At 64.7% G+C, this 25,960-nt stretch carries 25 protein-coding genes; 4 read left to right on the top strand and 21 right to left on the bottom strand.

The window, feature by feature from the left end; genetic code table 11:
- Nucleotides 1–29: 29 nt before the first annotated feature.
- From ruvX to CQ015_RS00450, 6 genes are all read right to left on the bottom strand, one after another.
- On the bottom strand, nt 30–503 hold the full coding sequence (gene ruvX, locus CQ015_RS00475; RefSeq protein ID WP_105552163.1) for a Holliday junction resolvase RuvX: 474 nt from the start codon (nt 501–503) through the stop codon (nt 30–32).
- Complete coding sequence (alaS, locus tag CQ015_RS00470) at nt 496–3,186, bottom strand: alanine--tRNA ligase (protein WP_105649106.1); 2,691 nt, start codon at nt 3,184–3,186, stop codon at nt 496–498. Before alaS ends, ruvX begins: the two co-directional genes overlap by 8 nt.
- 19 nt (nt 3,187–3,205) lie before the next feature.
- Nucleotides 3,206–3,415 carry a hypothetical protein gene (locus tag CQ015_RS00465; protein WP_096257770.1) on the bottom strand — a complete coding sequence of 70 codons (210 nt, stop codon included), beginning with the start codon at nt 3,413–3,415 and terminating at the stop codon, nt 3,206–3,208.
- Nucleotides 3,416–3,426: 11 nt separating this feature from the next.
- Nucleotides 3,427–3,798, bottom strand: coding sequence for a DUF948 domain-containing protein (locus CQ015_RS00460; RefSeq protein ID WP_105552165.1), 372 nt, complete (start codon nt 3,796–3,798; stop codon nt 3,427–3,429).
- A 124-nt stretch (nt 3,799–3,922) separates the two neighbouring features.
- Nucleotides 3,923–4,546, bottom strand: a complete 624-nt coding sequence (gene rpsD / locus CQ015_RS00455) for a 30S ribosomal protein S4 (RefSeq protein WP_096284810.1) — start codon at nt 4,544–4,546, stop codon at nt 3,923–3,925.
- Nucleotides 4,547–4,736: 190 nt separating this feature from the next.
- A complete protein-coding gene (locus tag CQ015_RS00450) occupies nt 4,737–6,110 on the bottom strand; it encodes a replication-associated recombination protein A (RefSeq protein WP_258133448.1) in 1,374 nt (457 codons plus the stop codon).
- A 45-nt stretch (nt 6,111–6,155) separates the two neighbouring features.
- Between CQ015_RS00450 and dtd the strand changes: the two genes are divergently transcribed.
- A complete protein-coding gene (gene dtd, locus CQ015_RS00445; RefSeq protein WP_105552166.1) occupies nt 6,156–6,593 on the top strand; it encodes a D-aminoacyl-tRNA deacylase in 438 nt (145 codons plus the stop codon).
- Here the strand turns inward: dtd and CQ015_RS00440 are convergent.
- The 4 genes from CQ015_RS00440 to hisS all read right to left on the bottom strand — a co-directional run bounded on the left by CQ015_RS00440 (nt 6,590) and on the right by hisS (nt 11,391).
- Nucleotides 6,590–6,913, bottom strand: a complete 324-nt coding sequence (locus CQ015_RS00440) for a PadR family transcriptional regulator (protein WP_105569039.1) — start codon at nt 6,911–6,913, stop codon at nt 6,590–6,592. The two genes, dtd and CQ015_RS00440, sit on opposite strands and share 4 nt — an antisense overlap.
- Entirely contained in the window at nt 6,906–8,024 is a 1,119-nt protein-coding gene (locus tag CQ015_RS00435) for a hypothetical protein (RefSeq protein ID WP_105649105.1), read from the bottom strand. Before CQ015_RS00435 ends, CQ015_RS00440 begins: the two co-directional genes overlap by 8 nt.
- Before the next feature lie 172 nt (nt 8,025–8,196).
- Complete coding sequence (gene aspS, locus CQ015_RS00430; RefSeq protein WP_105552169.1) at nt 8,197–9,993, bottom strand: aspartate--tRNA ligase; 1,797 nt, start codon at nt 9,991–9,993, stop codon at nt 8,197–8,199.
- Between the two features lie 72 nt (nt 9,994–10,065).
- Nucleotides 10,066–11,391 (bottom strand): histidine--tRNA ligase, encoded by a 1,326-nt coding sequence (gene hisS / locus CQ015_RS00425; RefSeq protein ID WP_105649104.1) that lies wholly within the window; start codon nt 11,389–11,391, stop codon nt 10,066–10,068.
- Nucleotides 11,392–11,534: 143 nt separating this feature from the next.
- Between hisS and CQ015_RS00420 the strand changes: the two genes are divergently transcribed.
- Both CQ015_RS00420 and CQ015_RS00415 read left to right on the top strand, forming a co-directional pair.
- Nucleotides 11,535–12,893 (top strand): DUF349 domain-containing protein, encoded by a 1,359-nt coding sequence (locus tag CQ015_RS00420; protein ID WP_105569036.1) that lies wholly within the window; start codon nt 11,535–11,537, stop codon nt 12,891–12,893.
- Between the two features lie 58 nt (nt 12,894–12,951).
- A complete protein-coding gene (locus tag CQ015_RS00415) occupies nt 12,952–13,557 on the top strand; it encodes a hypothetical protein (protein WP_146112400.1) in 606 nt (201 codons plus the stop codon).
- A 57-nt stretch (nt 13,558–13,614) separates the two neighbouring features.
- Here the strand turns inward: CQ015_RS00415 and CQ015_RS00410 are convergent, their stop codons facing one another.
- The 9 genes from CQ015_RS00410 to pdxT form a co-directional block, all read right to left on the bottom strand.
- Nucleotides 13,615–15,882: a bifunctional (p)ppGpp synthetase/guanosine-3',5'-bis(diphosphate) 3'-pyrophosphohydrolase gene (locus CQ015_RS00410; RefSeq protein WP_105552491.1), complete on the bottom strand. Its 2,268-nt coding sequence runs from the start codon at nt 15,880–15,882 to the stop codon at nt 13,615–13,617.
- Between the two features lie 222 nt (nt 15,883–16,104).
- Nucleotides 16,105–17,079, bottom strand: coding sequence for a protein translocase subunit SecF (gene secF / locus CQ015_RS00405; RefSeq protein WP_105552173.1), 975 nt, complete (start codon nt 17,077–17,079; stop codon nt 16,105–16,107).
- Complete coding sequence (gene secD / locus CQ015_RS00400; RefSeq protein WP_105649103.1) at nt 17,072–18,769, bottom strand: protein translocase subunit SecD; 1,698 nt, start codon at nt 18,767–18,769, stop codon at nt 17,072–17,074. Before secD ends, secF begins: the two co-directional genes overlap by 8 nt.
- A 57-nt stretch (nt 18,770–18,826) precedes the next feature.
- Nucleotides 18,827–19,234, bottom strand: coding sequence for a preprotein translocase subunit YajC (yajC, locus tag CQ015_RS00395; protein WP_096284830.1), 408 nt, complete (start codon nt 19,232–19,234; stop codon nt 18,827–18,829).
- A gap of 140 nt (nt 19,235–19,374) precedes the next feature.
- Nucleotides 19,375–20,424 (bottom strand): Holliday junction branch migration DNA helicase RuvB, encoded by a 1,050-nt coding sequence (gene ruvB / locus CQ015_RS00390; RefSeq protein ID WP_105552175.1) that lies wholly within the window; start codon nt 20,422–20,424, stop codon nt 19,375–19,377.
- Between the two features lie 9 nt (nt 20,425–20,433).
- Complete coding sequence (gene ruvA / locus CQ015_RS00385) at nt 20,434–21,051, bottom strand: Holliday junction branch migration protein RuvA (protein WP_105649102.1); 618 nt, start codon at nt 21,049–21,051, stop codon at nt 20,434–20,436.
- Nucleotides 21,052–21,112: 61 nt separating this feature from the next.
- The gene (locus CQ015_RS00380; protein ID WP_105569035.1) at nt 21,113–21,715 is read right to left on the bottom strand and encodes a crossover junction endodeoxyribonuclease RuvC; all 603 of its coding nucleotides are present in this window, start codon (nt 21,713–21,715) and stop codon (nt 21,113–21,115) included.
- Nucleotides 21,716–21,723: 8 nt separating this feature from the next.
- A complete protein-coding gene (locus tag CQ015_RS00375; RefSeq protein WP_096284838.1) occupies nt 21,724–22,482 on the bottom strand; it encodes a YebC/PmpR family DNA-binding transcriptional regulator in 759 nt (252 codons plus the stop codon).
- Between the two features lie 3 nt (nt 22,483–22,485).
- Nucleotides 22,486–23,097: a pyridoxal 5'-phosphate synthase glutaminase subunit PdxT gene (gene pdxT, locus CQ015_RS00370; protein WP_105569034.1), complete on the bottom strand. Its 612-nt coding sequence runs from the start codon at nt 23,095–23,097 to the stop codon at nt 22,486–22,488.
- 211 nt (nt 23,098–23,308) lie between these two features.
- Here pdxT and CQ015_RS00365 point away from each other — a divergent pair, with 211 nt between their 5' ends.
- On the top strand, nt 23,309–24,139 hold the full coding sequence (locus CQ015_RS00365) for an aldo/keto reductase (protein WP_258133851.1): 831 nt from the start codon (nt 23,309–23,311) through the stop codon (nt 24,137–24,139).
- 102 nt (nt 24,140–24,241) lie between these two features.
- Here CQ015_RS00365 and CQ015_RS00360 read toward each other — a convergent pair whose 3' ends face one another.
- Both CQ015_RS00360 and CQ015_RS00355 read right to left on the bottom strand, forming a co-directional pair.
- Nucleotides 24,242–24,652 (bottom strand): hypothetical protein, encoded by a 411-nt coding sequence (locus CQ015_RS00360; RefSeq protein ID WP_105649100.1) that lies wholly within the window; start codon nt 24,650–24,652, stop codon nt 24,242–24,244.
- 142 nt (nt 24,653–24,794) lie between these two features.
- A complete protein-coding gene (locus CQ015_RS00355) occupies nt 24,795–25,934 on the bottom strand; it encodes a CapA family protein (protein WP_105649099.1) in 1,140 nt (379 codons plus the stop codon).
- Between the last annotated feature and the right edge of the window lie 26 nt (nt 25,935–25,960).

The following is a 25,960-nucleotide window of genomic DNA, read 5'->3' as shown; positions in this document are numbered from 1 at the left end:
TTCTCCCTGTGGATTCTCGCGGCGCGCTGTTACTTCAGCACGATGCGGCTGGCTTGAACGCGCACACCATTACGTCGCATTTCAAGCACCTGTTGCAGGATTTCAATGGCGGCCGCCTGGTCAACGACCTGACGATGGTCTTGCATGCGGCGCCCCGAGGCGTGCAACGAGCGGTGCGCGCTGACCGTGCTCAAACGCTCGTCAACCAAGAAAATCTCAACCTCGATGCTAGCCGCATTTGCCTCCTCGGCCAAGGCTATCGCGTAGTCACGAGCCATTTTCGTGGATTCCGTGGAATTCCCGGCCAGGGATTTCGGTTCCCCGATGAACACCTCGGAGACCTCACGGTCAACGATCATGCGCAAGAGCAGGCGGCGATCGGAGTTCTTCTTCACATCGCGGCGCAGGGTCATCACCGGGGTGGCGAGGATTCCCGACGGATCGGAGACGGCGACGCCGACGCGGGCCAGGCCCACGTCGACGCCGAACGCTAGCTTAGCCATTGGCAAGGGCCGCCCGGATTGCGGCCAGCGCGTCGTCGATCTTCGAGACGTCCGCGCCGCCGCCCTGGGCCATATCGTCCTTGCCGCCGCCGCCGCCGCCGAGCACCCCGGTTGCGGTGCGCACCAGCGCGCCGGCCTTGAAGCCGTTGGCGCGCGCCTCGTCGTTGGTCACCGCGAGCACCAGCGGACGGGAGTTCGACACGCCGATCAGCACGATCACCGCGGCCTGCGCGCCGAGCTTGCCGCGCAGGTCAAGGGCCATGGTGCGCAGCGCGTCGGCCGAATCGATCTGCCCGGCGTTGTGCGCCAGCAGCCGGGTGTTGCCGATGGTCTGCACCTGCTCCAGCAGGCTGGCCGACTGGGCGAGCATCGCGGCGCTCTTGAGCTCCGCGATCTGCTTCTCGGCGGCCTTCAGCTTCGCCACCGTGTCGTTCACGCGCTCGGAAACCTGGTTGGACGGCACGCGGAACAGGCCCGAGAGCTCGGAAACCAGCGCACGCTCGGCGGCCCCGTGGCGGAACGCCTCCATGCCCACCAGCGCTTCGACGCGGCGGTTGCCCGAACCCACCGAAGCCTCGGAGAGCAGGGTCAGCTGCCCGATGCGGGAGGTGGACGGCACGTGGGTGCCACCGCACAGCTCGCGCGACCAGGCCCCGTTCATCTCCACCACGCGCACGGCGTTGCCGTACTTTTCGCCGAAGAGGCTCATCGCGCCCAGCTTCTGCGCCTCGGCCATGGCCATCTCGTTGGTGATCACCTGGTGGTTCGAGGCGATCGCCAGGTTCACCACCTCTTCGACCTCGGTGCGGGCCTGTGCGGAAAGCGCCTCGGCCCAGGAGAAGTCAAAGCGCAGGTATCCGGCCTTGTTGAAGGAACCGGCCTGAGTGGCGGTGTCCCCGAGCAGCTCGCGCAGGGCCGCGTGCACCAGGTGCGTGGCCGAGTGGGCCTGCTCCCCGGAGTGGCGGCGCGCCGCGTCAACCTGGGTGCGCACCAGCGCCTCGGCGGGAAGTTCGCCTTCGCGCACGATCACCTTGTGCACGTTCAGCCCCTTGATTGGGGCCTGCACGTCGGTGACCTCCAGCACGAAGCCGTCGCCGGTGATCAGGCCGATGTCGCCGGCCTGGCCGCCGGCCTCGGCGTAGAACGGGGTCTCGTCGAGCACCAGCTCGATTTCCTGGCCCTGTTCGGCGAAGTTCACCACCTGGCCGTCGGCGACGATGCCGCGGATCTTCGATTCGCCCACCAGCGTGTCGTAGCCGGTGAACTCCACCTTGCCCGCCTCGGCGAGCTTGGTGAACACCGACAGGTCCGCATGCCCGGCCTTCTTGGACTTCGCGTCCTTCTGCGCCCGGGTGCGCTGTTCGGTCATCAGTTCGCGGAAGCGCTTTTCGTCCACCGCCAGGCCCGCCTCGGCGGCGATCTCCAGGGTCAGGTCGATCGGGAAGCCGAAGGTGTCGTGCAGCGCGAAGGCGTCGTCGCCGGTCAGCTCGCGGCCCGCGGTTTTGGCCTGCTTCAGCGCGTCGTCCAGCCGGGTGGTGCCCGAGGCGATGGTGCGGCGGAAGGCGCGCTCCTCGGCGTAGGCGATGCGCCCGATGCGGGCGAAGTCCTCTTCGACGATCGGGTAGACGCCCTTCATCGCGTCACGCGAGACCGGCAGCAGCTCGGGGAGCACCTCGGAGTCCACGCCCATCAGGCGCATGGCGCGCACCGCGCGGCGGATCAGCCGGCGCAGCACGTAGCCGCGGCCCTCGTTGCCGGGGGTGACGCCATCGGAGATGAGCATCAGCGAGGAGCGGATGTGGTCCGCGATCATGCGCAGGCGCACGTCGTTGGCGTGGTTCGGATCTTCCGGGTCCTCGGTGGAGGTGTAAACGATGCCGGCAAGTTCGGCGGCCTTGTCGAGCACCGGACGCAGCTGGTCGGTCTCGTACATGTTCTCCACGCCCTGCAGGATCATCGCCAGGCGTTCGAGTCCCAGGCCGGTGTCGATATTGCGCTTGGGCAGTTCGCCGGCGACGTCGAAATCGGTTTTGGAACGCACCGCGGAGAGCCGGTACTGCATGAAGACCAGGTTCCAGATTTCGATGAAACGGGTTTCGTCGACCGCCGGCCCCCCGTCCAGGCCGTACTCCGCGCCACGGTCGTAGTAGATCTCCGAGCAGGGACCGCCGGGGCCGGGCTGGCCGGTGTTCCAGTAGTTGTCTTCCTTGCCGGTGCCCACCACGCGTTCGCGCGGGATGCCGATCTGCTCTTCCCAGATGCGCCGGGCTTCTTCGTCCTTCTCCGCGCCGTCTTCGTAGACGGTGACCCAGAGGCGTTCGGGATCCAGGCCGTAGCCGCCGTCCGCAAGCGAACCGGTCAGCAGCTCCCAGGCGAAGTGGATCGCTTCCTTCTTGAAGTAGTCGCCGAAGGAGAAGTTGCCGCACATCTGGAAGAAGGTGCCGTGGCGTACGGTCTTGCCGACCTCTTCGATGTCGCCGGTGCGGATGCACTTCTGCACCGAAGTGGCGCGCGCGTACGGCGCCTCCTCCTGGGCGGTCAGGTAAGGGATGAATGGGACCATGCCGGCCACCGTGAACAACAGCGACGGGTCAGATGAGACCAGCGAGGCGCTGGGTACCGCTGTGTGCCCCTTCGCGACGAAGAAGTCGACCCAGCGGCGTGCAATTTCCTGCGTTTTCATCGTGTTACGGATGATCCCTTCACTTAGCGGTGTCCACGCCCAAGGCGGAACGTAATTCTACTTCGCGGGAGTTCATTCCTTCGCGGAATGCCCCCACTACCTCCGAGATGCGGTCGGCGTACTTGCCGACCTGACGGTTCAGGGCCGCCCCGGAGGATACTTCGGTGTATTTCTTGGTGGCGAGGACTCCGACGCCCACGCCGATAACAACCCACAAAAGCTTTTTCATTCTAGTCTCCCCTAACGGCTGCGGCGGCCCTTGCCGCTGGTGTTCGCATTGATCGCTGCCTGCACACCCGAGGTGAATGCGGCGATCTTGATCAGTGGCTTGCCCACGGTGGCTGCCACCAAGGAGGACAGCGCGGAGACGTTGGCGCTCGCATCGGAGACGTTCGAGGTGATCGCGTCGACCTTCTTGAGCTGGTCATTGGTCGTGGCGACGGTATTGGCAACCTCGCCAATCAGCGGGGTCGTCCCGTCCGAGAGGTCCTTGATCGAGTTGCGAAGCTCATCAAACACCTTGCCCAACTTGATGATCGGCACCGCCAACAGTGCCACCAGGATGGCAAAGACGCCGGCTGCGATGAGCCCTGCAATATCCGAACCCGACATGTGCTTCCTCTTCTGCTTTGGGTGTTTGCTGCCAGTCCAGCTTAGCGAACCGCGAGCTGATATAGGTAGTTAAGCCAATGGCCCGCAACCGAGTCGGTTGCGGGCCATTGAACACGCGCTAGATTTAGCGTGCGTAGTACTCGACCACGAGGTTCTCTTCGCAGGTCACTGGGATCTCTGCACGCTCAGGAGCGCGCAGGTAGGTAGCCTGCAAGGCTTCCAGCTTCACGTCCAGGTAAGCAGGAGCTGCTGGCAGCACCTGTGAGTGCTCACCTGCTGCTGCCATCTGGAATGGAACCATCTTCTCGCTGCGTTCGTGCACGTGGATCAGCTGACCCGGCTGCACCTTGAACGATGGGCGGTCCACGCGCTGGCCGTTAACCAGGATGTGGCGGTGCACAACCAGCTGACGGGCCTGCTGGATGGTGCGGGCGAAGCCTGCACGCAGCACCAGGGCATCCAGGCGGGACTCGAGCAGTGCCAACAGGTTGTCACCGGTCTGGCCGCCGAGGCGCTTGGCTTCCTTGAATGCGTTCAGCATCTGAACTTCGCGGATGCCGTACTGGGCACGCAAACGCTGCTTTTCGCGCAGACGAACCGCGTAATCGCTGTCCTGCTTCTTGCGGGCACGGCCATGCTGGCCGGGACCGTAGGGACGACGCTCCATGTACTTTTCAGCTTTTGGAGTCAGGGCAAGGCCGAGTGCGCGCGAGAGGCGCACGGTACGGCGGGCACGGGCGTTAGCCATATGTGTGTCCTTTTCGATTTAGCGACGGGATCTACTGGCCTCCGGGACGGAGAGTGTTGGGGCGTCGCGGCCCTCGACCACTGCAACCTCGCCTCCCGAACGATGACTCGCACGGGCGGCATGGCTTGCCAGCCAAAGATCAAGTCTACACGATGCACCCCGGCCAGCAGGTGAGCTGTAACGAAGCTCGCTAACGTTTCTTCTTGTCCTTGCGCCGAATGATCTCGCGCAGCCGCGCCAGCCGATCGCTCAGCGAGCGTTCGGTCCCGTTGGCGTTGGGGCGGTAGTAGTCGGTGCCGATCAGGTCATCGGGCAGGTACTGCTGGCTGGCGATCGAATGCGGGGCATCGTGGGAGTAGATGTAGCCCACCCCGTGGCCCAGCGCCTTGGCCCCCGGGTAGTGCGCGTCGCGCAGATGGTCCGGGACCAGCGCGCCCTTGCCGGCGGCCACGTCGGCCAACGCCTCGTTGATCGCGTTATAGGCGGCGTTGGACTTCGGCGCCGTGGCCAGGTGCACGGTGGCGTGCCCGAGCATGATCCGCGCCTCCGGCATCCCGGTCAGCGCCACCGACTGCGCGGCGGCCACCGCCAGCGGCAGCGCGGTGGGATCGGCCATGCCGATATCCTCCGAGGCGCTGATCATCAGCCGGCGGGCGATGAACCGCGGGTCCTCCCCGGCCGAAAGCATGCGCGCCAGATAGTGCAGGGCCGCATCCACATCCGAGCCGCGGATCGACTTGATGAACGCGGAGATGATGTCGTAGTGCTGGTCCCCGTCCTTGTCGTAGCGCTGCACCGCCTGGTCCATGGCCAGCTGCACATGCTCGTCCGCAATTTGTATCGGCGGCTGCGCCGCGGTTCCGGCGGCGTTCCAGGCCACCGCGCCGGCGGCTTCCAGCACGGTGAGCGAACGGCGGGCGTCGCCCTGGGCCAGGCGCACGATCGCGTCGCGCTGCTCGGCCGGCAGGATCACCTGCGCATCGAAGCCGCGCTCATCGTCAACCGCCCGCTCCAGCAGCTCCGCCACATCCACGTCGGTCAGCGGGCGCAGGGTCAGCAGCAGCGAGCGCGAGAGCAGCGGCGAGATCACCGAGAAGGACGGGTTTTCGGTGGTGGCCGCGACGAGCACCACCACCCGGTTCTCCACCCCGGGCAGCAGCGCATCTTGCTGGGCCTTGTTGAAGCGGTGGATCTCGTCGAGGAACAGCACCGTGGTCATCCCGCGCAGGTCGCGGTCGTCCTTGGCCTGGTCGATCACCCGGCGCACATCCTTCACCCCGGCGGTGATCGCCGAGAGCTCGACGAACTTGCGGTCCGTGGCGCGGGCGATCACATGCGCGATGGTGGTCTTGCCGATGCCCGGCGGGCCGTAGAGAATCACGCTGGCCGGGCCGGCCAACCCGGTTTCCGGGTGCTCGGCGAGCTGCCGCAGCGGGGAACCGGGGCCCAGCAGGTGCTGCTGGCCGACCAGCTCATCGAGCGTCTTGGGGCGCATGCGCACCGCCAGCGGCGGGCGCGGGCGCTTGATCGAACCGTCGTCCAGGGCATCCAGCAAATCGTTCACTCCCCCAGCCTACCGATACTCTGGTAGCTGCGAAGAAAGGATCACATGCGCGCAGTATTACAACGAGCCAGCCGGGCCAGCGTCGAAGTCGACGGTTCGATCGTCGGGCAGCTGCCTGGCCCGGGGCTCGTGGTGCTCTTGGGCATCACGCACGAGGATAACGAGGCTGCCGCCCGCAAGGTGGCGCAGAAGATCTACGGGCTGCGCATCTTGGAGGATGAGGCCAGCTGCGAATCGCTTGGCGCTCCGTTGCTGGTGATCAGCCAGTTCACGCTCTACGCCTCGGTGCGCAAGGGACGGCGCCCCTCCTGGTCGGCGGCGGCGCCCGGCGCGCACAGCGAACCGCTCTACGAATACTTCGTGGACTACCTGCGTGAGCTTGGCGCCCGCGTGGAGACCGGGGTGTTCGGCGCGATGATGGAGGTCAACCTCACAAATTCCGGCCCGTTCACGGTGATCGTGGATTCGGCAGAGCTGGCCTAGCGGCCCGTGCCCCGGACCAAGTGCACGAGCCGGTCGAAGCTGGCGCGCTGTGCCTGCAGTTCGGAGCGGCCGGCGGCGGAGAGCTCGTAGACTTTTCGCCCCGGTCCGCCTTGGCCTTCCTCCCACCGTGTTCCGAGCAATCCGGAGGCTTCCAGCTTGGCCAGTGCGGGATAGAGCGTCGCGCCCTTGATCGGCCCGAATCCGCGTTCCTGCAAGGATTTGGACAGCGCATAGCCATGCGCTTGGCCGCCGGACAGTTCGGCAAGCAATAGCATCGGCAGCATCGCGCGCTGCCAGGAGCCGGGAAATTCGCTACTCATCGCGGCCTTCCTGCAGCGCCTGGGCATGCGCCCGGCGTTCGGCAAGCTTGGCTTGCACGTAGTCCGCCCGATCGGCGCGGCGCAGCTGGTAGAGCGAGATGCCGATGAACACCATGAATGCTATCGCGATGAAAATATTCCAACCGCTGATCCCTGCTTCCAGCAGCTCCGGAATGAGGCTGATGCCATAGACGCATGCGACGGCCAGCGGCAGCAGGCGACGGAGCAGCCAGCGCCGCTTGAGCGCACTTTCGGTGTTCACCGCTAGCCCGATGGCAAAGGTGCTGGGTGACCCGAATTCTTCGAGCATGTCCACGCTGTTGCCTGCCGCACCGAGATCGGAACCATGCTGGCGTGCCGCGGCCAGTGCCTCCCGGGCTTCCTTCGCGTTCATTCCGTAGCGGCCACGCAGCAATCGCGCTACCTCGTCGAACCAGAGGCTCGGATCAAGGGCTTCCGCCGTGCCGGTCGAGGGTTTTTCCTCATCCCTGGTGAAGGGCAGGAACCAGGAGCCGAGCGTTGCCGCCGCCCCAAGGAGCGGCGCCAGCCAATTTGGCACCGGCAGGTGGCCTTCGCCGCCAAGGACGGCGATCCCGATAGCCGCGGCGATGCTTGCCAGGCACCCGGAAATACCGATCAGCCAGGAAGCTTCGAAACGCCCCTTCAAGCGGTAGAACCACCAAAGGTGGGCCGAAGCGGCAATGCCAACCCCTCCGGCCAGGGCCGCCAGCTGCCAGTAGTGCCATGAATAATTCGCCCATCCGTCGCGGAAGCCAATCCATAGGCCGAAGCCCACGCAGATCAGCCCGGCCAGCATGCCAACGACGGTCAGCAGCGCGGTGCCGGTCTGCACCGTGAGCTCTGCGTTGGCCCGCTGCTGGGGCGTAAGCATTGCTTGGGCACGTTGCACGCCGTATTTCCACGGATCGCCAAACAGTTCGTCGGCACCGGTACCGCTATCGTGCACGGCAGCAAGCTGATTGCGCAGCTCGTTGCGGCATTGCTCGTTGGAGAGGTCGTTCCAAGCGATGGAAACCAGGAAAGTTTGGGCCCATGAGCGGTCTGCTTCTGGGTACTCTTCGATGACTCCACTGGGAGATTCCGGGGACATTGGCTGCTCCGAACTGCCTTCAGATAACTAGGTCAAAATTCAACCTAGTTCAAAAATTATCCCGTGTCCAATGACGTTGCGGCTGTTCGAAAACAAGAAAGGAGCAGGATGAAACGAATAATCGCTTCAACCTGCTCCTTGCGGTTAGCGGCCGCGAACTTGAGCTATGAACCTATTTAGCGGCTTCGGCCACCGGGGCCTCGGCCTTCTTCTTCTCCGGCTTGAAGTCGATGCCGGCTTCCTTGCGCTGCGCCGGGGTGATCGGTGCAGGAGCGGCAGTCAGCGGATCGAAACCGCCACCGGTCTTCGGGAAGGCGATGACGTCGCGGATCGACTCGGAACCGGTGAGCAGCTGCAGCACGCGGTCCCAGCCCAGGGCGATGCCGCCATGCGGTGGGGCGCCGAATTTGAAGCCCTCCAGCAGGAAGCCGAACTGGGTCTGCGCCTGCTCGTCGGACACGCCCATCAGCTTGAAGACACGTTCCTGCACGTCGCGCTGGTGGATACGGATCGAGCCGCCGCCGATTTCGTTGCCGTTGCAGACGATGTCGTAGGCGTAGGATAGGGCCGAGCCCGGATCCGTATCGAAGGTGTCCATGAACTCTGGCTTCGGGCTGGTGAAGGCGTGGTGCACTGCGGTCCAGGCGCCGGCGCCCACCGCCACGTCGCCGGAAGCGACGGCCGCGGAGGCTGGCTCGAACATCGGCGCATCAACGATCCACACAAACGCCCAGTCGCCGTCCTTGATCAACCCGGTGCGGTGCCCGATCTCCACGCGCACCGCACCGAGCAGCGCCCGGGACTCGGCCTTGTCGCCGGCGGAGAAGAAGATGCAGTCACCGGGCTTCGCGCCGGTGGCCTCGGCCAGTCCGGCCTTCTCCTCATCGGAGAGGTTCTTCGCCACCGGGCCGGCCAGCTCGCCGTCTTCCTTCAGCAGCACGTAGGCAAGTCCCTTCGCGCCGCGCTGCTTGGCGAATTCCTGCCAGGCATCCAGGGTGCGGCGCGGCTGCGCGGCGCCACCTGGCATGACCACGGAGCCGACGTAGGCGGACTGGAACACCTTGAAGGAAGTGTTCGCGAAGTACTCGGTCATCTCGGTCAGTTCCAGGCCGAAGCGCAGATCCGGCTTGTCCGAACCGTAGTTGGACATCGCGTCGGCGTAGGTCATGCGGCGGATCGGGGTCGGGATCTCAACGTCGATCAACGACCAGATTTCCTTGACCAGCTTCTCGCCGAGCTCGATGATGTCATCTTCCTCGACGAAGGAAGCCTCGATATCCAGCTGGGTGAATTCCGGCTGGCGGTCCGCACGGAAGTCCTCATCGCGGTAGCAGCGCGCGATCTGGTAGTACTTCTCGAAGCCGCCGACCTGCAAGAGCTGCTTGAACAGCTGCGGGGACTGCGGCAGCGCGTACCAGGCGCCCGGGCTCAGGCGGGCGGGCACGACGAAGTCGCGGGCGCCTTCCGGAGTGGAGCGGGTCAGCGTCGGGGTTTCGATCTCGACGAAGCCCTCGTCGTGCAGCAGGTTGCGCGCGGCACGGTTGACCTCGGAACGCAGACGCAGGTTGCGCGACGGGGTCGGACGGCGCAAATCCAGGTAGCGGTGGCGCAGCCGCGCCTCCTCGCCGACCTCGACGTGCTCATCGATCTGGAAAGGCAGCGCCGCGGCGGTGTTCAACACGATGACCTCATCGGCAATCACCTCGATCTCACCGCTTGGCAGGTTCGGGTTCTCGTTGCCTTCCGGGCGACGCTCAACCTTGCCCTTGACCTGCAGCACGAATTCATTGCGCAGCGGGTGGAAGTCCTCTTCGTCGCGCACCACAATCTGGGCGAAGCCGGAGGCGTCGCGCAAATCGAGGAACGCCACACCACCGTGGTCGCGTCGACGCGCGACCCAACCGGTGAGGGTGACCTGCTGTCCAATGTGCTCGGCGCGGAGTTCGCCCAGCTGATGAGTGCGTAGCACTACGATCCTTTCGGTCGGTTGAGACGTGAAATCTCTTCAGTTCTTCTCGATGACGAGTTTAGTGCACCGTTGCTAGTTGACGGTGTTGTGCAGATCTTCGGCCGGCGGCGTCCAGCTGGCGGCATCCGCGCTGAGCTGCTCGCCGGAGCGGATGTCCTTCACCTCGTGGGTGCCGTCCTCCTGGGTGAACCAGACGAACGGAATCCCGCGGCGGTCAGCGTACTTGATCTGCTTGCCGAACTTCTCGGCGCTGGAGGCGACCTCGCAGGCAATGCCGCGGGCACGCAGCGCGGAGGCGACGTCTTGGGCCTGGTGCCAGGAATCGGCGTTGGCCAAGGTGACATATACCACCGAGGGCACGGCGCGCGCGGCGCTGGCCAGCTCCTCGGCGAGGATGCGCGAGATCAGCCGGGTGACGCCGATGGACAGGCCCACCCCCGGGTAGTTCTTCTTGCCCTTCGAGGCCAGCGACTCGTAGCGTCCGCCGGAGCAGATCGAGCCGAGGGACTCGTGCCCGACGAGCACCGTCTCATAGACGGTGCCGGTGTAGTAATCCAGGCCGCGGGCGATGGACAGGTCCGCCAGCACCTTGCCCGGGGCACGCTTCGAGGCGGCGTCGATGACCTGGGCGAGCTCATCGAGCCCGGTGTCCAGCAATTCGTGCTCCACGCCCAGCGCGCGCACCTGGGCGACGAAGCCGGTGTCCAGGGTGCGGATCGCCGCCAGCGCCAGCGCGGCACGGGCCTGCTCTTCGCTGGCCCCGACCTCGGTGACCAGGATCTTCGCGACGCCGTCTTCGCCGATCTTCTCCAGCTTGTCGATGGCGCGCAGCACCGCGTCCGGGTCTGCCAGGCCCAGCCCGCGGTAGAAGCCCTCGGCCAGCTTGCGGTTGTTCACGCGCAGCCGGAAGTCGCCGATGGGCAAGGCGGAGAGCGCGTCCGCAATGGTCAGCGCGAGCTCCACATCGTAGCTGAAGGGCAAGCTGCCCTCGCCGACGACGTCGATATCCGCCTGGGTGAATTCGCGGAAGCGCCCGTCCTGCGGACGCTCGCCGCGCCAGACCTTCTGCATCTGGTAGCGGCGGAACGGGAAGGCCAGGTGCCCGGCGTTTTCCACCACGTAGCGGGCGAAGGGCACGGTCAGATCGAAGTGCAGCGCCAGCGCGTTGGGGTCGTTCTTGTCCTCGGCTTCGGCGGCCAGCCGGGAAAGCCCGTAGACTTCCTTGTCGATTTCGCCCTTGCGCAGCAGCTGCCCGCGGGTTTCCACCGCGCGCGTTTCGATATTGGCGAAGCCATGGAGTTCGAAGGTGCGACGCAAGGTGTCCAGCACATGCTGTTCGACGGCCCGCTCGGCCGGAAGCCATTCGGGGAAACCTGATAATGAGGCCTTGCGTGCCATGAAACTCCTTAGTACAAAATGGTTGCCCATCTATCCTACGACGCAACACATTGGAATACTGTGCACGTCGGCTTACTAAGAAACGGAGGTCACAGGTAGAGTTACCTCTAGCAAGCGAACAGTAAAGCGAAAGAGTTTCAGCGGTGACCACCAGTCAGAAATCCGACGACAGCCCGAACATCCCCTTGCCACAGGCCCATAAGCCAGTGGCAAAGCCGGTAGTGGCTCAGCCCGTCGACCACAGCACTCCCCTCGAAGAAGCGGCCAAATTTGCCCGTGTGACCGACGATGGCCACGTGTTTGTCATCATCGACGGCACCGAGCATCCGGTCGGGCAGTACCCGGACGCCAGCGAAGAAGAGGCCTTGGCCTACTTCGTGCGCAAGTACGATGACGTCGTCTCGCAGCTGATGCTGCTCGAACAGCGCGTCGCGGCCAAGGCGCCCAGCGGCGACATGCCCAAAACCCTCGACACCCTCGCAGCGACCGTGGCCGAACGCCACCTGGTCGGCGACATCCGCGCCATCGAGGCCCGCATCGAGTCTTTGCGCGGTGCGGTGAGCACCCTGTCCGCCGCGCAGCGCCAGGCAAATGAGGCCGCTCGCGCCGAGCAGCTCAAGGTCCGCGAAGGACTCGTCGAGCAGGCCGAGGCACTGGCCGGGAAGCGTCCCGAGCAGATCCAGTGGAAGACCGCGTCCTCCGAGATGAACGAGCTGTTCGACACGTGGAAGGAAACCCAGCGTTCTTCCGTGCGGTTGCCGCGCGCCACCGAAGATGCCCTGTGGAAGCGTTTCCGCGCCGCCCGCACCACCTTCGACCGGCACCGCCGCGCCTACTTCTCCCAGCTGGACGCGACCAACGCGCAGGCCAAAACCGTTAAGGAAGAGCTGATCGCGCGCGCCGAGGCGCTCGCGAGCTCCACCGACTGGGCGGGAACCGCCGCCGAGTACCGCAAGCTGATGGACGAGTGGAAGAAGTCCCGCCGCGCCTCGCGCAAGGACGACGACGCGCTCTGGAGCCGCTTCCGAGCCGCACAGGATGTGTTCTTCCAGGCCCGCGCCGCCGAAAACGCGAAGGTCGACGCCGAATACGCGCAGAACCTCGTGGTGAAGGAGGCCCTGCTCGAAGAGGCCCGCGCGCTGCTGCCGGTGAAGGATCTGGCCATCACCAAGCAGAAGCTCGACGTCATCCGCGGCCGCTGGGAAGAGGCAGGCAAGGTTCCGCGCGCGGATCTGCAGCGTGTCGAATCGGCGCTGCGCCAGGTCGAAGAGGGCGTCAAGGGCGCCGAAGACGAGCAGTGGCGCCGTTCCAACCCGGAGACCAAGGCCCGCTCGAATTCGATGCTCACCCAGCTGCAGGAGACCATCGCGGCTCTCGAAGCGGATCTTGAAGCGGCGAAGAAGCAGGGCAATGCCAAGCGCATTGCCAAGGCCCAGGAGGCCTTGGACGCCCGCCAGATGTGGTTGAACACCCTGGAGAAGTCGGCAGCCGACCTGGACTAGAATCCACAGTTCGGCAGAACACCCCCTACGCGGCGGCGCTTGCTGGTTCAGTAGCTTCATGGAGAAAGCTACGAGACAGCGCGTCGCCGCGTTGCGTATCCCCGAAGACCTGTTCATCGTCGGCGAACCCTTCACCCGCAATGAGCTCGGCGCCATGGAAACCCATGGGCTGCTGCGCGAATCCATTGGCGGGTGCTTTGTGGAGACCAGGTTCCGTTATGATTCGAGCGCGCGCGCCGCTATCGCCGCGTTCCTCGCCGGCCGCCAACTGGGCAGGACCGACGTGTTCTGCCAGCAGACAGCGGCCTGGATCCATGGGCTGCTGCCCCATGTGAATACGATCTGCATCTCTTCGAATGCCTACCATCGGCCCTACCGCCCCGGAAATTCGCTGAGCTTCGAATTTGTGCAGTTGCCGATCGAGGAGGCTGATCTGGTGAACCGCAAGCGGGTGAAGCTCACCGGATTGCTGCGCACCGTGTGCGATGTGGCCTGCTTCGACCCGTTGCCGATCGCGACGAGCGTGTTCAACCAGATTCAGCGGCTCGAGGATCCGTTCTTGAACCTGGCCGCCGTGGGCGAACGGCTCTCCCGGCTCGATTCCGCCCCTGCGGTGGAACGCGCGTTGCGGCTGGTGCAGTCCTACCAGGCGCGCGCGGCATAAAGCGAACCCCGCCACCGCTGACGTCGCGTCGCGGTGGCGGGGTTCGCTTTATGCTGCTTACCGGCGGCTGCCGGCGGTGGTGCGGTAGACGTCGTACACGCCATCGATGCGGCGGACCTGGTTGAGCACGTGGCTCAGGAACTTCGGATCGCCCATCTCGAAGGAGAAGCGCGAGATCGCCACGCGTTCGCGGCTGGTCTGCACGCTGGCCGAGAGGATATTCAGGTGGCTTTCGGACAGGATCCGGGTGACATCCGAAAGCAGCTGCTTGCGGTCCAGCGCCTCCACCTGGATTTCGACAACGAACACCCCATGGTGCTTCTCCGCCCAGGCGACCGAAACCAGCCGGTCCGGTTGCTGGGCCAGCTGAGCCAGGTTCAGGCAGTCGGTGCGGTGCACCGAGACGCCGGCACCTCGGGTGACGAAGCCTTCGATGTCATCCGGAGGCACCGGGGTGCAGCAACGGGCCAGCTTGACCAGCACGTCGCCCACGCCCTGGACGATGACGCCCGCGTCGTTGCCCGTGGTGGGCTTGGCGAGGCTCGGAGTGACCGTGGCTTCCTCGTCGACCTGTTCGCCCGCTGGCGGGCCGGTGAGCGCCACCAGATGCTCGATGACGTTCTGCGCACTGGTATGCCCGTCGCCCACTGACTGGTAGAGCGCCGAGATGTCCACGTGGTGCAGGTTCGTGGCCACCGTGGTCAGCAGCTCGTGGGTCATCAGCCGCTGCAGCGGCAGCTGATTGCGGCGCAGCTCCTTGGTGAGCAGCTCCTTGCCCTTTTCGATCGCCTCTTCGCGGCGCTCCTTGCTGAAGTAGGCGCGGATCTTCGCCTTGGCGCGCGGGGACTTCACGAAGTGCTGCCAGTCCTGCGAAGGACCGGCATCCTCGGCCTTGGAGGTGAAGACCTCCACCACGTCGCCCTGCTTCAATTCGGTATGCAGCGGAACGAGCTTGCCATTGACCCGCGAGCCGATGGTGCGGTGGCCGACATCGGTGTGGATGGAGTAGGCGAAGTCGATCGGCGTGGCCCCGACCGGCAGCGACATGATGTCGCCCTTCGGGGTGAACACGTACACCTCGGCGGAGTTGATGGTGTAGCGCAACCCGTCGAGGAATTCCTCGGAGTCGGTGGTGTCTTCCTGCCACTCCATCAACGAGCGCAGCCATTCCATGTTCTTCTCCGCGGAGAGCATCGAATCGCCGCGTTCGCCGTGCTTGTACTGGAAGTGCGCGGCCACCCCGTTTTCGGCGTGCAGATGCATCTCGTGGGTGCGGATCTGGATCTCTACCGGCTTGCCCTCGGGACCCATCACCGTGGTGTGTAGCGACTGGTAGAGGTTCAGCTTCGGCAGCGCGATGTAGTCCTTGAACCGTCCAGGCAGCGGATTCCATTCGGCGTGCACCACGCCCAGCGCCCCGTAGCAGTCCTTCACCGAGTCGACGGTGATGCGCACGCCCATCAGGTCATGGATGTCGTCGAAATCCTTGCCGCGCACGATCATCTTCTGGTAGATCGAGTAGTAGTGCTTCGGGCGCCCGCTCACCGCGGCGTGCACGTTCAGCTCGCCGAGTTTGCTGTTCAGCCGTTCGCGGAGGCTGGCCAGGTACTTTTCGCGCTCCGGGGTGCGGTCCCCCACCATGCGCACGATCTCCTGGTACACCTTGGGATGCAAGGCGGCGAAGGAGAGGTCTTCCAGCTCCCATTTCACCGCGTTCATGCCCAGGCGATGCGCCAGCGGCGCGAAGATCTCCAGCGTTTCCTTCGCCTTGCGGGAGCTGGACTCCGGGGACACGTAGCGCCAGGTGCGCGCGTTGTGCAGCCGGTCGGCGAGTTTGATCAGCAGCACGCGGATGTCGCGGGACATCGCGACCACCATTTTGCGGACGGTTTCGGCCGGGGCCGCGTCCCCGTAGGTCACCTTGTCGAGCTTGGTGACGCCGTCCACGAGCATCGCGATCTCTTCGGAGAATTCCTTGGTGACCGATTCCAGCGAATAGTCGGTGTCTTCCACGGTGTCGTGCAGCAGCGCCGCGGCGAGGATCGAACCGGTCATCCCCATTTCGGCGAGGATCGTCGCTACGGCCACCGGGTGGGTGATGTAGGGGTCTCCGCTCTTGCGCTTCTGCCCCTCGTGATGCTTCTCGGCCACCTCGTAGGCGTGGATCAGCAGGTCCAGATCCGCCTTGGGATGCTTGGACTTCACCGTGCGCAGCAGCGGCTCCAATGTCGGCGAGGTGCTCGGTGTGCTTCCTCGGCCCGCAAAACGTACTAGGCGTGAGATCGAGCGCCGCTTCGAATTGTTCAGGTTCGGCGTGTTTGCCATGCCTCGCTCCTTCCCACCGTCGCCGGTCATAACGGTGCTAGGTGCCAAGCTCGTGATGCCGGCTCCATGCATTGTTTTAGTTCATTCGTTATAGCACGTTCGCGCGGTGACAACTAATTACGCGAACTTTTCGGCGACGAAAAAGTGCCTCGGATCGGTGGATCCGAGGCACTAGTCGTTCAGCCGATCCGCAGGGAATCTGCGGTGGAAGCGACCGGACGATTAAGCGTCGAGCGCTTCCAGCTTCTGGGTGTGCTTGCGCACGTCCTCGTCGCGGTGGCGCAGCCAGTTGTACAGCGGCGCCTGGACGAACAACGTGGACAAGTTGGAGATGATGATGCCGATGAACAGCGCCAAGGACAGGTCCTTGAGCGTACCGGCACCCAACAGGTAGGAGCCGATGAACAGAATCGACGCCACCGGAAGCACCGCCACCACCGAGGTGTTGATCGAACGCACCAGCGTCTGGTTCACCGCGAGGTTCACCAGCTGCTGGTAGGTGCGCTTCTGCTGCTGGTCATAGTCCTTGGTGTTCTCGCGGACCTTGTCGAAGACCACCACGGTGTCGTAGAGCGAGTAGCTCAGAATCGTCAAGAAGCCGATGATCGCGCTGGGCGTGATCTCAAAACCGGAGAGCGAATAGATGCCCGCGGTGATGATGATGACCACGAACAGGCCCCCGATGGCGGCGACCGACATCTTCCAGGTGCGGAAGTACGCGGCCATCAGCAACCCGACGAGTACCACGAAGGCCAGCAGGCCCAGCATCGCCTGGCGTGAGACGTCCTGTCCCCAGGTCGGGCCGATGAAGTTGCTGGTCACCTCGCTGGCATCCACACCATAGGTTTCGGCCAGCTCGCCGGCCACCGTGATGGTCTGGTCGTCGCTGAGCCGTTCGGTCTGCACGCGCATGGTGCCCGGAGCGATATTGGTGACGGTGGCTTCGGCACCGGAGGCGGCGGATTTCACCACCTCCTCACCGAGGCTGATGTCGGTATTCTGCACTCCGGAAACCATGAATTCCGAGCCGCCGCGGAAATCGATGCCCAGGTTGAAGCCGCCCTTGGCCACCGGGACCAGAATCGAGGCGATCACCAGGATCGCGGCGATCAGGAACCACAGGCGGTGCTTCTGGGTGAACGGGTAGGACGTTTTCCCGGTGTAGAGCTGGTTGCCCCACTCTGCGAGCTTATTCATTGTTCTCCTCCCGGTTTGCTTCGGCGCGGCGGCGTTCGGCGATGGTCATGCGCTTGGCCGCCTCGCCGCTCGCCTTGGAGTTCTTCTTGCCCCGGTTCGCATCAACGTTCTCGTTGAAGCGGCGAACCTGGCCGGCGCCGCGGTACAGCGGCACCACGCCGAGCAAGGATGGGTCCAGCCCGGAGAGGCGGTGCCCATCGGCGAAGAACTTCGTGCGCGCCAGCAGCATCAGCGTCGGGTGGGTCAAACCGTAGACGACGACGAGGTCGATGATTGCGGTCAGGCCCAGCGTGAAGGCGAAGCCTCGCACGTTGCCCACCGCCACCACGTAGAGCACGACGGCGGCCAGCACGTTGACCGCCTTGGAGGCCAGGATGGTCTGCTTGGCGCGGGACCAGCCCACGTCCACGGCGCTGGCCAGCGAACGGCCATCGCGCAACTCATCGCGCACACGTTCGAAGTACACGATGAAGGAGTCCGCGATCAAACCGATCGCGACGATCAGACCCGCCACACCGGCCAGCGACAGGCGATAATTCATCGCCCAGCCAAGCAGCACGATCGCCAGATAGGTGAGCACGCCGGAAACCAGCAGCGACAAGATCGTCACCAGGCCCAGTGCGCGGTATTGGAAGAGCGAGTAGATGAACACCAGGACCAGGCCGATGACGCCGGCGATGAGGCCGGCCTTGAGCTGGTCGCTACCGAGGGTGGCGGAAACCTGCTGCTCGGACTGGATCTCGAAGCTGATCGGCAGTGCGCCGTACTTCAGCTGCTGAGCCAGCGCCTGGGAGGATTCTTCGGTGAAGCCGCCGGAAATCTGCGGGCGGCCATCGGAGATCACCGCGTTGGTGGTCGGAGCGGAGATCACCGTTCCATCGAGCACGATCGCGAACTGGTTCTGCGAACCCTGCAATGCAATCAGGCGCTGGGTGGTTTCCGCGAAGGTTTCGGCACCCTGCTTGTTGAACTCGATGACCACGACCCATTCGCCGGTGACCGCACCCTGCACGCCGCGCGCCAGATTGGCGTAGGCATCGGAAATCTGGTCACCCGGAATTTCCTGCGGGCCGAGGATGTACTTCACACCCTGGCGCGGGTCGCAGGAGATCGTGGGCTTAGTAGGATCCTGCTCGGTGGTTTCACGCTCCGCGAGCACCGTGGGGCAGTCATAGGCTTCGAACTCTTTGTAGATCTCTTTGCTGATCCAGTTGGTGTCCGAAGGGTTCTCCGGATCGCCATTTGGTTCTGGCACGTCCGCCTCGGCGGTGCGCTGCTCCTCGGGCGTAGCCTCGAAGGAACCGGTGATCAACACCGGGCGGAATTCCATATTGGCCGAAGCCTGGATCAGCTCGCGGGTTTCGGCGTCCGGGGTACCGGGCATCGAAACGACGACGTTGCGCCCGGACTGGGTGGTGATTTCCGTTTCGGAGACACCCGAGCCGGCTACACGCTGGCGGATGATCTCCACCGCCTGGTCCAGCTGCTCCTGGCTGATGCTTTCATCCCCCTTGACCTGCGGGGCCAGGATCATCTGGGTGCCGCCTTCAAGGTCTAGCGCAAGCTTCGGGGCGGCACTGGTCTGGCCCGTCGATACACCAGCAACTAGGACTCCGGTTGCGATGATGAAGACGACCAGTAACCACAGCAACGCCTTGCGTGCCTGTTTTACAGGTCCAATTGATGACATCTATTGTGCTTTCTTGAACTGGTGGCGTGATGGTTTACCACCGCGATGGTGCCTGCCTTAGGCGTTGCGGTCGTCCTTGCCTTCGCCGTTCAAACGACGCAGGCTTTCCTCTGGGGATTCGGCGACGGCAGGAGCCTGCTCGGCGTCTTCGGCCGGGGCGGCCGGGGCATCGGCGTCCAGGAAGGTGGAGATGGCCTGGCGGTGCAAGGTGAGCACGACGCCGTTGGCGACCTCGACGAGCACGCGATCCTGCTCATCGATGCTGATGATGGTGCCGAAGATCCCCGAGTTGGTCATCACCTTGGCGCCCGGAACCGACTTGGTCTTCAGGGCTTCCTGCTGCTTGGAGACCTTCTTGCGGCCGCGGATCATCATGATGATCAGCACTGCGAACAGCGCCACCATCAGGATTATGGATGGGTTGAAGCCGCCACCGGCTGCCTGGGCAAGGACGAGGGAATTCACGTGTAATACCTGCTAACGATTCGTTAAAAGAATTAAGACGCCCGGGCATGCCAAAATCGGGGCATGTGTCGGGCGTCTCCAGTCTAATGGCTGAAAGCAAATCGCCTAGCCATTTACGCGGGCAGAGTAGAGTTATTCACCTAATCCACATCGGTTTCATAGTTTTGGGCTCCGGCAAAAATCGCGTCCTTGGGCATCACTAGGCCCAGGTGCTCCCACGCCGCGGGCATCGCGATACGGCCACGCGGGGTGCGCCCCATCAAGCCTTCGCGGACCAGAAAGGGCTCGGCGACGGTTTCCACCGTCTCGCTTTCCTCTCCGACGGCGATCGCCAAGGTGGATAGCCCCACCGGGCCGCCGCCGAACTTCTTGCACAGCGCTTCAAGCACCGAACGGTCCAGCCGGTCCAGCCCCATCGGGTCAACCTCATACATTTCCAGAGCCGCGGCGGCGGCGCTGGCATCGATCTGCTCGAGCTTGTTGACCAGCGCCCAGTCGCGCACGCGGCGCAGCAGGCGGTTGGCAATACGCGGGGTACCGCGCGAACGGCTAGCGATCTCGCTGAATGCGGAGGAGGTCACGCGCAGGTCAAGCATCATCGCCGAGCGGCGCAGCACCAGCTCCAATTCTTCGACCGCATAAAATTCCAGATGCCCGGTGAAGCCGAAGCGGTCACGCAACGGCCCGGGCAGCAGCCCGGCGCGCGTGGTCGCACCCACGAGGGTGAACGGTGGAATTTCCAGCGGGATCGCGGTGGCTCCGGCCCCCTTGCCGACGATGATGTCCACACGGAAATCTTCCATCGCCATGTAGAGCATCTCTTCGGCCGGACGGGACATGCGGTGGATTTCATCCAGGAAGAGCACCTCCCCCTCGGTGAGCGAGGAGAGGATCGCGGCGAGGTCGCCGGCGTGCTGGATGGCAGGGCCGGAGGAAATGCGCAGCGGGGCGTTCATTTCGGCGGCGATGATCATCGACAGCGTGGTCTTGCCCAGCCCCGGAGGTCCGGAGAGCAGCACGTGGTCGGCGGTTCGCTCGCGGATTTTTGCCGCTTCCAACACCAGCGACAGCTGCTGGCGCACCCGCCCCTGGCCGACGAAGTCATCCAGGTTCCGCGGGCGCAGGGCGGCCTCGATCACCCGTTCTTCCGGTTCGCTTCCGGCGTTTGTCAGCTGCGTGGACTCATTCACGGGGCCATCCTATCGGGCGCGGGCGCCGGTGGACATGCTGCGCAGGGCCGCACGCAGAATTTCGGAGACGTTGCCGGTTTCGACAACCTCTGGGTTCGCCTTGCCCAGCGCCGTGAGCGTGGACTGGGCATCCTTTTCGGTCCAGCCCAAGCCGGTGAGTGCCTCGATAACCTGCGGCTCCCACACCGAGGCGGTGCCCGGGCGGCCCAGAGCGGCATCCACTCCGGTGGGTACGAGTTTTCCGTTCAGCTCCAGCACGATGCGGCTGGCGCCCTTCGGTCCGATGCCGGAGACCTTGGTGAAGGCGGCGGTGTCCTTGGTGTTCGCCGCGATGCGGACCTCTTCGGGGGTGTGAACCGCCAGGATCGCCAATCCGGTGCGCGGGCCGATGCCCGAGATGCCGATGAGCACCTCGAAGACCTCGCGTTCATCGGGCGTGGCAAAACCGAAAAGGGTCATCGAGTCCTCGCGCACCACCATCGAGGTGTGCACGGTGGCCTCGCGGCCCAGGTGCAGGGTGGACAGCGTGGCGGGGGTGGCGTGCACGAGCATGCCGAAGCCGTTGACGTTGATAACCGCGGAATTCAGGGTTGCCGCCTGGACCGTGCCGGTCAGTGAGCTGATCATGCCACTCCTCAAAAATATGTTCGAACGATCCCAGCTTATCGAAGATACCTACGAATGGCGATTAGCGGCGGGTTGCCCGGCGCTTCGAAGAGGCTTCGGCGGCGATCCACGCCTGCTGGGCGGCGGTGAGCTGGTTCGAACCGACCCGCCCGGCGGTGGCCGAGGCCGAGGCGTTGGACCCGACCGCCGCACCACGCCACCCGTGGGCGATGGCCAGGGCCACCGCATCGGCGGCATCGGCGGGCTTGGGCGGCTCGTCGAGCCGGCAGATCTTTGCGACCATCTTGCCGATGGCAACCTTGGTGGCCTGGCCGCTGCCGGTGACCGCGGCCTTCACCTCGGTCGGGGTGTGCAGAGCCACGGGAATGCCGCGGCGAGCCGCGGCGAGAATCACGATGCCGGTCACCTGGGCGGTACCTATCACCGTGGACACGTTCGCCGAAGCGAAGACGCGTTCCAAGGCGAGCACGTCGGGCTGGTGCAGTTCGAGCCAGGCGTCGATCGCCTCGGCGATGGCCAGCAGGCGCGCGTCCAGCGGAGTGCCCGTCGGGGTGCCGGCCACGGTGAAGCCAACCAGTTCAACCTGCCGGTTGGCGGCGACGTCGACCGCGGCCAGCCCGCAACGGGTCAGGCCGGGGTCGACGCCTACGATGCGCAGGGCCAAGCCGGTGCTTAGTTCTCTTCGTCGAGGGCCGCGCGGACCTCGTCGGAGAGATCGGCGTTGGTGTAGACGCTCTGCACGTCATCGAGCTCTTCCAGCGCGTCGTACAGGTGCAGGAACTTGCGCGCCCCTTCGACGTCCAGGTCCACCTTCATCGACGGGATGAATTCCATCTCGTCGGTTTCGTAGGCGATCTCGGCTTCGTCCAAAGCCGCGGCCACGGCACGCAGATCCGAGGGATCGCAGACGATGGCGAAGTTCTCCTCTTCGTCCAGGATCTCGTCGGCGCCGGCATCGAGCACCACCATCAGCAGGTCATCCTCGGTCAGCTCGCCCTTGGGCAGGCGGACGACGCCCTTGCGGGCGAACAGGTAGGAAACCGAGCCGGGGTCGGCCACGGAGCCGCCGTTGCGGTTGATGCCCACGCGGACCTCGGAGGCCGCGCGGTTCTTGTTGTCGGTCAGGCACTCGATCAGCAGCGCCGAGCCCTGCGGGCCGCGTGCCTCATAGATGATCTCGGTGTAGTCGACGACCTCGCCGGTCAGCCCGGCGCCGCGCTTGACGGCACGGTCGATGTTGTTGATCGGGACCGAATTCTTCTTCGCCTTGCTGACCGCAAGTTCCAGGGCCGGGTTGCCGGCCATATCGGCGCCGCCGACACGAGCGGCGACTTCGATGCCCTTGATGTACTTAGCGAAGGCCTTGGCGCGCTTGGCGTCGATCGCGGCCTTCTTATGCTTAGTGGTTGCCCATTTGGAGTGGCCTGACATGCTTTAAGCGTCTCCTCGCGTGATATTAATGAAAAATTCGTGGATAGCGCGGCTACCGGTAACTTCCGGATGGAAGCTGGTGGCCAACAAATTCCCCTGGCGTACTGCAACGATTCTACCTTGTGCGCGGCTTTCGGGGGCCGGAACCGTGCTGAGCACCTGCACGTCGGGCCCGACTTCGAGGGCTTCGGGTGCGCGGATGAACACCGCATCGAGGCTGTGCCCGGCGAATTCCAGCGGGTATTCGAAGGAGTCGACCTGTCGTCCGAAGGCGTTGCGGCGCACTAGCATGTCGATCCCGCCCAGGGTCTGCTGCTGCAACCCGATACTTGAAACCGCCGGGTTGTCCAGCCGGTCCGCAAGCATGATCATGCCCGCGCAAGAGCCATAGGCGGGCATTCCTGCGGCCAGGCGCGCCTTGATCGGTTCGGCCAGCCCGTAGCTGCGCGTCAGCCGGTCGATCACCGAGGATTCACCGCCCGGGATGATCAGCGCATCGACCGCCGCCAGCTCCTGGACGGTACGCACCGCGCTGGCCTTGACCCCGAGCCCGGACAGGGCGTTGAGATGTTCGCGGAAGTCGCCTTGGAGCGCGAGCACGCCGATAACCGTCATGAATCTACCTTCGAATATTGCTTGGCTGAAGTGGCGCCGGAAAATTAGCGACGGATCAACGGTAGTGCCTGGTGGCACGTGACGCGGCGCATGTTTCCCGGTGTGTCGTGGATACGTTGGCCGCCGGCGGGCAATGTTGATAGCTTGCCTTGAGGTTCGGCGCGAAATCCGCCGGCCGTTGACGCCACCCGATTCACCAAGGAGCTACCCGTTGGATGCCCAGCACAAAACCCTCGAACTGCCAGGCGGAGTGGATATGCCCGCGCTGGCCCTAGGCACCTGGCCAATGCGCGGGAACGAAGCGCGCGACGCCGTCGCCAGCGCCCTGCACCTGGGCTACCGGCATGTAGACACCGCCGAAAACTACGAGAATGAAGAGGCGGTGGGCGCCGGGCTGCGCGCCAGCGGGCTGCCGCGCGACCAGGTGTTCTTGACCAGCAAATTCAACAAGCGCTGGCATTCGTTCTCCGGGGTAGGCCAGGCGTTCGAGAATTCCGCGCAGCGCCTGGGTGTGGACTACCTGGACCTGTTTCTGATCCACTGGCCGAACCCGGACCAGGGCACCTTCACCGACGCGCTGGCCGGGCTCATCGAATTGCGCGAACAGGGAAAGATCCGCGCGGCCGGCGTCTCGAACTTCAAGCCGGCGCATCTGCAGGCGGTACGCGAGGCCGGGCTGCTGCCGGCGGTGAACCAGATCATGATCGACCCCGAGCACCTGAACGCCGAGACGCTGGCGGCCAATGACGCGCACGGGGTGCGCACGGTGGCCTATACCCCGCTGGGCCGGATGGGTGCATTCCTGCAGGCCGAGGCGATTAGCGCCCCGGCGGCGCACTACGGGAAAACCCCGGCGCAGATCACCTTGCGCTGGCATGTGCAGTCCGGTCGCGGGGCCGCGCCGAAGTCGGCGGATCCGCGGCGGCAGGCGGAGAATCTGGACATCTTCGATTTCGAGCTGACGGATGCGCAAATGCGCGCGATTGATGCGCTGGATTCCGGGGACGGCCCGAAGATGGACTCGGACAGCTTCGGGCACTAGTCCCGCATCAAAAGGCGGTGGACTTCATTAAAAGACGGTCTTCGACTGCGGATTGCGACCCAGGGACTCCTGGATAAGCAGGGTTGGCCCCATCGCCTTCAATCAGCGCAGTCCCAAGCCCAGGCGCCTGTACGCCTCGGCTCCGAAGCCGCTGGCCTGATGCGCTTTGAGCACGTTGAAGGCCTGCTCCTGGTTTCCGACGAGCCGGGCAACCAGCCGGATCGCTTCGGCCAAGTCAATGCTCCCGGGCTCCTGGGCTTCGGCGAGAACAGGGAACGGCTCCAGCATCGATGGCTGGCTGACCTGCCGCGGTGCTTCTCCTAGCGCGCGACTCTGGATGGAGCCCAACACCAGAATCAAGGCGGCTCGTGTTTGCCCGGCGACTTGGTTATAGGCAAGCGCGGCCTCGAATGCCATATCTTCCCGGTACTGCACGCTGAGCGTGAGAGAAGTCAGCAGATCTCGCAGTTCCGAGATTTCTTCTTCCAATTTCGCGATGCGGTCTTCGGCCATATTTCGATCCTATAAGTTGAGGCTGCCAAAAAATTGCAAGAGTAACCGCAGTACGCCTCGGACAGCTGTTGCGCTGGCCTGGGCGGTTCCATAGCCGAGCGCCCCTTGGAGGCCACCGTAGATCTGGGCGCGGGGCAACTGGCTAATCGACTTCCCAGGGCACCAGTCCGTCGTCGAAGGCATCAAAGGCGTTCACGGTTTGTGTGGTGCGCGCAAGCGAAGCCTTGGCGTCGGCGGCCGGCAGGCAGTCATCGGCGGTGGCGACCTGGCACCAGCGCACCGGGGACTCGCTCAATTGATGCGGGACCCAGGCCAGCTCACTGAGCCCCCAGTCCTCCTTCGGATCGCGGGTGAAGGTGGCCTTGATGCTGATCCCCTCGCGGTTCAGGATCGTGGGGGTGGCATGCTTGGCCACCGAGTTGCCCAGGCCGTAGACGATCCACGTCCCGGCGTGCTTCTCGATGGGCAGCACCGAATGGGTGTGGTGCATGTAGATGAAGTCGAAGGCGCCGGATTCAGCCAGGGCGCGCCCGAGCCGGCGTTGCGCTTCGGTGGGTTTGCTGCTGTATTCGGCGCCGTCGTGGATTGCGGCGACAACGATTTCGGCCCCATCTTTGGCCGCTTGCTTGGCCCGCTGGATGAGTTTGGCCGCGCCCACCCCGGTATCCACCTGCCAGTCGGCGTCCGCGCGCATCCCGTTCAGCGAATAGGTGCTGGCGATGATCCCGAGCTTGACCCCATCCACCGTCATGATCGGCGGCGCCGCGGCCTCCTTGGCGGTGCGGTAGGAGCCGGTGGCGAACAGGTCCTGCTGCTCCAGGGTGTCCAGGGTGCGGTTGACCCCGGCGGTGCCCTTGTCCACGGTGTGGTTGGTGGCGGTGGTGCAGCCGTCGTAGCCGAGCTTGGCCAGGTCCGTGACGATCTGCGCCGGGACGCTGAACATCGGGTAGCCGGTGTACGGCGCGGTGCCGATCGGCGTCTCCAGGTTGCACAAGGCCACGTCCGCGTCCTGCGCATAGGGCTCCAGCCCGGCCAACAGCGGAGCGAAATCATGGCCATCGCCCGTTTCCGCCTCGTCAAGCAGCTGCGGGTGCAGCAGCACATCCCCGGTGGCCATCAGCGAGAGCTCCTGCGGCTCGGGAGGAGGGCTGGGGGTGCTTGGGACGGGCGCTGGCTTGCTTTGCGGTGCGTTGGCCGTCGGCGTCGGCTCACCGGAGGTGTTCGCAGAACAGCTCGTGAGCAGGAGGAATGCGAGGAACACCGGGAGCGCGCGTTGCTTCATGGGCTCCAGCCTAGCGGCTGGGCGAC

It is taken from the genome of Arthrobacter sp. MYb221 (assembly GCF_002979835.1).
Lineage (GTDB): Bacteria > Actinomycetota > Actinomycetes > Actinomycetales > Micrococcaceae > Glutamicibacter.
This window is presented reverse-complemented; position numbering and strand designations above follow the sequence as displayed.